This is a genomic window from Promicromonospora sp. NPDC050262, assembly GCF_040655935.1.
Classification (GTDB): domain Bacteria; phylum Actinomycetota; class Actinomycetes; order Actinomycetales; family Cellulomonadaceae; genus Promicromonospora.
Window position 1 is genome coordinate 364533 of sequence record NZ_JBFAKX010000005.1, and the last position, 6289, is coordinate 370821.

Annotated in this window: 4 protein-coding genes; 1 reads left to right on the plus strand and 3 read right to left on the minus strand. The window is 75.0% G+C overall.

Annotation, left to right across the window (positions count from 1 at the left end; genetic code table 11):
• Positions 1–160: 160 nt before the first annotated feature.
• The 3 genes from AB0I29_RS10965 to AB0I29_RS10975 form a co-directional block, all read right to left on the minus strand.
• Complete coding sequence (locus AB0I29_RS10965) at positions 161–2449, minus strand: helix-turn-helix transcriptional regulator (RefSeq protein ID WP_357481467.1); 2289 nt, start codon at positions 2447–2449, stop codon at positions 161–163.
• A 357-nt stretch (positions 2450–2806) separates the two neighbouring features.
• Positions 2807–3271 carry a hemerythrin domain-containing protein gene (locus tag AB0I29_RS10970; RefSeq protein WP_357481469.1) on the minus strand — a complete coding sequence of 155 codons (465 nt, stop codon included), beginning with the start codon at positions 3269–3271 and terminating at the stop codon, positions 2807–2809.
• Between the two features lie 38 nt (positions 3272–3309).
• Positions 3310–5034 carry an NAD(P)H-hydrate dehydratase gene (locus tag AB0I29_RS10975; RefSeq protein ID WP_357481471.1) on the minus strand — a complete coding sequence of 575 codons (1725 nt, stop codon included), beginning with the start codon at positions 5032–5034 and terminating at the stop codon, positions 3310–3312.
• Positions 5035–5133: 99 nt separating this feature from the next.
• Between AB0I29_RS10975 and AB0I29_RS10980 the strand changes: the two genes are divergently transcribed.
• Positions 5134–6183: an LLM class F420-dependent oxidoreductase gene (locus AB0I29_RS10980; protein ID WP_357481473.1), complete on the plus strand. Its 1050-nt coding sequence runs from the start codon at positions 5134–5136 to the stop codon at positions 6181–6183.
• The last annotated feature ends 106 nt before the right edge of the window (positions 6184–6289 follow it).

Here is a 6289-nt window from a genome sequence, read left to right on the forward strand (position 1 = left end):
TCGTGCGCTGACGCAATCCAGCGCAACGTGAAGTGCGTTCGATACGTTTCGAGGCGCGACCGAGGCAGCCACGCACACAATGCCGGGGAAACGAGAAAGACGTCCGGAATGCCGGGTGAAAAGTAGGCGCAGGAGCGGGTGAAAAATCTGCGCTCGACCGTTACCCGCCGACGAGCCAGGCGGGCGGGCGGGTCTCGGCGAGACGGACCAGATCCCTGCGGTCCCGGATGCCGAGCGTCGTGTACGCCTGGCGCAACCGGTTCACGACGGTCCGCTCGGACACGAACGTCGCCTGGGCGATCTGCGAGTTGGTCGCACCGTGCACGGCGAGCCGCACCATCTCCCGCTCGTGCCTGCCGAGCACCTCCCACTCGGGGCCCGCTCCGCCGCCGGCGTCGGTCTCGGCGAGGAACGCGTCGATGCCGCGCAGCCACCCGGTCATCCCGGCCAGCCGGACCAGCGTCCGGGCCTCGTCGAGCAGCGCCGTGCCCGTGGTGCGGGCGCCGCGCGTCACGGCGTACCGGCCGTAGGCCACCAGCATGCGCACCCGCTGCCAGGGCGACATCGGCACCGGTGCGGCGTGCAGCGCGGCCTCGAAGGCGGCCGACGGTGTGCCGTCGTCGGCCAGCAGCGCCCGCAGCCTGGACCAGGCCGCCGCGACGTCGACCGCCGACCGCTCCTCGGGCGTCACCACGGGCTGGAGCAGCCGCTCGATGCGCGGCCCCACCCGGCCGGGCGGCGTGGACGCCATGACGGCCTCGACGAGGTCGCAGCGCACCTGCACGCGGCCCCGGTACGGCCAGGCGCAGTGCTCCAGCGCGATGGTCAGCAGGGCCACGGCGCCCTCCGCCTGCCCCACGACGAGGTGCGCGGCGCCGAGGTCGGCGGCGTACTCGCCCAGCGCCCGCGCCGACCAGCTGCCCGCCTGCGCGGGCATCGTGCTCGCCGGTGCGGTGCCGTCGACGACGGCGTCCGCCGCCGCGCGCAGCCCGCGCGCGGGCAGCCACTCGTCCACCGACGGCCGCAGCTCCGCTGCGTGCGCGAGGTGCGTCCGGACGTCGACGGCGCGGCCGTCGAAGGCGGCGACCCGGGCCGCCGCGAGGTCGCGCGCGACGATCTCCGCGACCGTGCTCTCCCCCGCCGTGCCGGAGTGGTCCGCCAGCAGGCTGCGCGCGCCCACGACGTCGCCCAGCATCAGCAGGGCGTGCACCTGGATCCCGACGCCCACCCAGTCCTGGCCGGGCGTCGGCCCGAGCAGCCGGAGGTCGCCGCGGAGCGTCCCCGGGTCCGGCAGCTCGCCCGATCCCTCCAGGCGGAGCAGGGCGGCCGCCACGCGGGCACCGGCGGCACGCGCCTCCGCGGGGACGCCGGTCGCGTCGCGCCACCAGAGGTGGTCGGTCCACTCCGGCCCCACGCCGTCGGGCACCAGCGCGCCCTCGCGGTGGTCCAGCCACGTGCGGCCCGTCAGCAGGGACACGCCGACGGCGCGCGCCGACAGCCGGGGCTCGGGCGTGGCCGCCGCGACCGCCCAGGCGCGGGCCGGCAGCTCGTCGAGGTGCAGGCCGTCGAGGATGCGCTCGGCCGCGTGCGCGCCGGTCACGTCGTGCTCCGCGGCCGGTGCCTCGCGGCCGTCGACGTGGCCGTCCGCCCCGCGCGCCTCGCGGCAGAGCAGGGCCAGCAGCGGGTGCCGCACGGCCGACCGGCCGTCCCGGCGGGCCAGGGCCGCCCCGCCGAGCGGCGGGGCGCCCAGCGGCGCGGTGGCGAGCGCGGTCATGGTCGCCGGGTCCAGGCCGGCCAGCATCGCGCGGTAGACGCGCCGGGCGGCGGAGCCCGCGGTCTCGGGGCCGGTCCAGGAGGCGTCCCCGCGCAGCTCCGCGGCGCTCAGCGACCCGGCGAGCTCCAGCGCGAGCCGGGGGTTGCCGGCGCTCCACCAGCGCAGCTGCTCGACGACGTCGGCGGCGACCGGGACGCTCAGTTCCATGTCAAGCACGCGGCGCAGGGACCCGCGGTCGAGCGGCCCCAGCTCGAGCACCTCGACGTCGTCCGGCAGAGGTTCGGCGGAGATGCTCCGGACGGCGGCGATCACCCTCCAGTCCTGGCCGTACGCCTCGTCCGCCAGGTGCTGCAGCCAGCGCGCGCGCTCGGCGGTGAGCACGCCCACGTCGTCGACGAAGAGGACACGCGGGCCGGCACCGCCGTCCCCGTCCCCGTCGGCCGCCCAGGCCGACACCGCGCGCAGGAAGCCCGCCGCGTCGAAGTCGGAGTCGTGCTCCAGGTGGTCGGGCACGGACCAGGCCGACAGGTCGATGCGCCGGCTGTTCTCCAGGTCGTGCGCCGAGGGCCGGGGCGAGCACGGCCGGACCACCCGCACCGCCGACGATCCCGCGCCGACCAGCTTGAGGGCGCGGATCACCGTCGCCGTCTTGCCGATGCCGCTCAGCCCGCGCACGACGAGGACCGTCGGGTCCAGGTCCGTCGCGAAATGCCCGATGACTCGCAGTTCTCTGTCCCGCCCGTGGACCACGTGGCCCCTCCCCCTGCTACCCGCCTGGCTCCCTCGTGCCCCCGACGACGCCGTGGACATGGCCATGGAAGGCCCGTAACTAGATGGCACGCACACCCCAATTTCGTGACTTACATGAATATTGATCGGAGCGCGTCAGGGAGTCTATGACAAGAGATAAATCGTGCAGGGTGTGCCTGTGATACGGGAAATTACGGTTCTACCTGGCACATCTCGGACAGGCGAGATAAAGGCAAGTCCTCCGGAAATAAATCCGGAATGCCCAATTCCGACGAGGCGGCATCACGCCAGCGGGCCAAGCAATTCCTGCCGGTCGGACTCCGGGCGGTCCGCGCCGTCGAGCACGGCGACGATCTTCTTCTCCTCGTACCGGAAGTGCGTCTCCATGACGGCCTCGATGCCGTCGAGGTGCCGCAGCAGCTCGTCCCGGTCCGCCCCCGACAACGCGGCGCGCTGCAGCTCGCCCAGGAGGTGGTCCAGCATGGAGTGGTCCCGCTTGAGGTCGGCCACGACGGGCGCGAGGTCCGGCTCGGCCGCCAGCACGACGTCGAACAGCGTGGCGTCCTCCGCGCGGTGGTGCCCGGTCAGCGCGGCGCAGAAGCCGACGCAGTAGAGCTGCAGGTCCCGCGCCGCCGCCGGCCCGGAACCACCGCCCTCGACGGCGGACCGCGCCACGCCCAGGGCGTCGCGCAGCCGCCGGTGGATCTCGCGGAGCTCCTGCCCCCAGGCCACGACGCGCTGACTCATCGCCCGACAGCCTAGCCCGGGCCGGCCCCGGTCGGCGGTCAGCCGCCCAGCAGCTCGGCGATCACCGCGGGTACCGCGTGGGCGATCTCCAGCGCGGCGACCGGGCCGCCCGCCGAGGCGCGCGCCGCCGCCCGGCCGTGCACCACGACGGCGGCCGCGGCGAGGCGCGCCGCGAGCGTCTCGTCCGCGACGACGTCGGCCGAGCGCCCGGCCAGCAGCGTGCCCAGGACGCCCGCGAGGACGTCGCCCGCCCCCGCCGTGGCCGTCCACGCCGGGGCGTCCGCCTGCGCGTACGCGCCTCCGGGGCCGGCCACCACCGTGATCGCGCCCTTGAGCAGCACCGTCGCGCCGGTCGCCTGGTGCGCCGTGCGGGCCCAGTGCAGCGGGCGCGCCTCGACCGCCGCCCGGTCGGCGTCGTGACCCAGCCCCTGCAGCAGCTCCGCCAGCTCGCCGGCGTGCGGCGTCAGGACCGCCCAGGCGGGCAGCCGGTGCTCCAGCATCGTGAGCGCGCCGGCGTCGATCACGGCGGGCATCTTGCCACCGGTCACGTCCTCGGACAGCACGCCGGTCACGGCCGCGAGCGCCCCGAAGATCCGGCGCGCCTGACCGTCGTCGTCCGGGCCCTCCTCCGGGTCGAACGCCGGGACGCCGGGCCCCAGGACCCAGGCCTGGACGCGGCCGCCGGCCACGACCACCTCGGGCCGGGCCAGCAGAACGCGGGTGCCCACGGCCTCGGGGCCCAGGTAGCGCACCATGCCGGCCCCGGCGCGCACGGCGCCGGACGTCGCCAGCACCGCCGCGCCCGGGTAGGTGCTCGTCCCGGCGATCACGCCGACCACGCCGCGCGTGTACTTGTGGTCGTGGGCGGTCGGGGCGGGCCAGAGGGCCGCGACGTCCGCGGGCTCCATGCGCTGCACCCGGCCGGAGCCCGTGTCGGTGCCGGCCATCGCATGCCGGCCCAGGGTGACGCGCTGCGCCGCGCTGGCCCAGTGGTCGGTCCCGGAGGCGGTGGGGAAGCCGACGTCGACCAGCTCGACGTCGCCGGCGAGCTGTGCCGCCGGGGGCAGCAGGAGGCCGGGCTTGAGCGCGCCGAACGTCACCGTGCGGTCGGCGCGCAGCACGGGGCCGGGCACCACGCCGTCGTCCACCCCGATGCCGCTCGGGATGTCGACCGCGACCGTGTACGGCCACCGCCTGCCCGCGGCCTCGCGGGCCTCCGCGAGCGCGCGCACCAGGCCGCCGGCCGGCGGCCGCAGGGCGCCCCGGGCGCCGACGCCCACCAAGCCGTCGAGCACGACGTCGGACGCGAGGGCCGACCGGACCACGGCCGGGACCCGGGCGTCGGCGAGGGTCACGACGTGCCCGCCCGCCGCCTCGAAAACCGCGAGGCCCTCCTCGTGGGCGCGCGCGGACACGAGGACGGCCGTGACCGTCATTCCCCGGCGGACCAGGTGCGCGCCGGCGAACAGGGTGTCCCCGCCGTTGTTGCCGGGGCCGACCAGGAGCAGGGCGCTCGCGCCGCGGACGTCGCCGCGGGTGCCGGACGGGCGTCCGGCTCGGACGCGGGCCGCACCCGGGAGCCCGTCGGAGCCGAGGCTGCCGTGCAGCCGGGCGCCGCCCGGGCGGGCCGGCGTACGGGCCGCGACCTCCCGGAGCGCGGCCTGCGCCAGTGCGTACGCCGCCCTGGCCATGAGCGGCTCACCCGCCGCGATCAGCGGCTCCTCGGCCTTGCGTACCTCGTCGGAGCTCCATGCGTCTTTCACAGCCCTATAGTGCCGCGTCCACCAGGACCCGAGGTACCGAAACCTGACAATTTCGACCACACCTCCCCTCGGGCAACCCCGTCGGCATAGGGTCGGGCCATGCGATTCGGACTCTTCATCCCGCAGGGCTGGCGCCTCGACCTGGTCGACGTCGCGCCCGCCGACCAGTGGGCCACCATGCTCTCCCTCGTCCACCGCGCCGAGAACCAGGCGGCCGGCGAGGCCGTCCCGGGCGGCGAGTTCGCCTGGGAGTCCGCCTGGGTGTTCGACCACTTCCACACCGTCCCCGAACCCTCGACCGAGGCCACGCACGAGGCCTGGTCGCTGATGGCCGCGTTCGCGGCGGCGACCCAGCGCATCCGGCTGGGCCAGATGTGCACCTGCATGGCGTACCGCGAGCCGACCTACCTCGCCAAGGTCGCCTCGACCGTCGACACGATCTCCGGCGGCCGCGTCGAGATGGGTATCGGCGCCGGCTGGTACGAGCACGAGTGGCGCGCCTACGGCTACGGCTTCCCGACCGCGGGCGAGCGTCTGCGCGCGCTCGACGAGGGCGTGCAGATCATGGCGAGCATGTGGCGCACCGGGTCCTCGGGCACGTTCGAGGGCAAGCGCTACCAGGTCGACGGCGCGCTCTGCTACCCGCAGCCCCTCCAGCAGCTCCCGGTGGGCGACGGCGGCGCCGAGGTGCCGTCCATCCCGCTGTGGATCGCGGGCGGCGGCGAGAAGAAGACGCTGCGCATCGCCGCGCAGCACGCCCAGTACACGAACTTCGACGGCTCGCCGGAGGGCTTCGCGCACAAGTCGAGCGTGCTCGAGGCGCACTGCAAGGACGTGGGCCGGGACTTCGGCGAGATCACGCGGTCCTCGAACTACAACGTGGTGATCGGCGAGAACGACGCCGAGGTCGCCGAGCGGCTGGCCTGGATCGAGGCGCACCTGCGCAAGCAGGTCCCCGCCAAGGCCGACCGCGAGATCGAGAACTGGCGCAACGGCCTCCTGGTCGGCACGCCGGAGCTGATCATCGAGCGGCTGCAGAGCATGCGCTCGCGGGGCCTGGAGTACGCGATCACGTACTTCCAGGAGGCGGCGTACGACACCAGCGGCATCGAGCTCTTCGAGAAGCAGGTCATCCCCGAGCTCCAGTGACACCCCGGCGTGTCAGACCCTCGCCTCCGTGAGACCACCCGGCGTCGTCTTCTGCACGTGCAGCAGGAACTCGACGTTCGTCTTGGTCTTCTTGAGCTGACCGAGC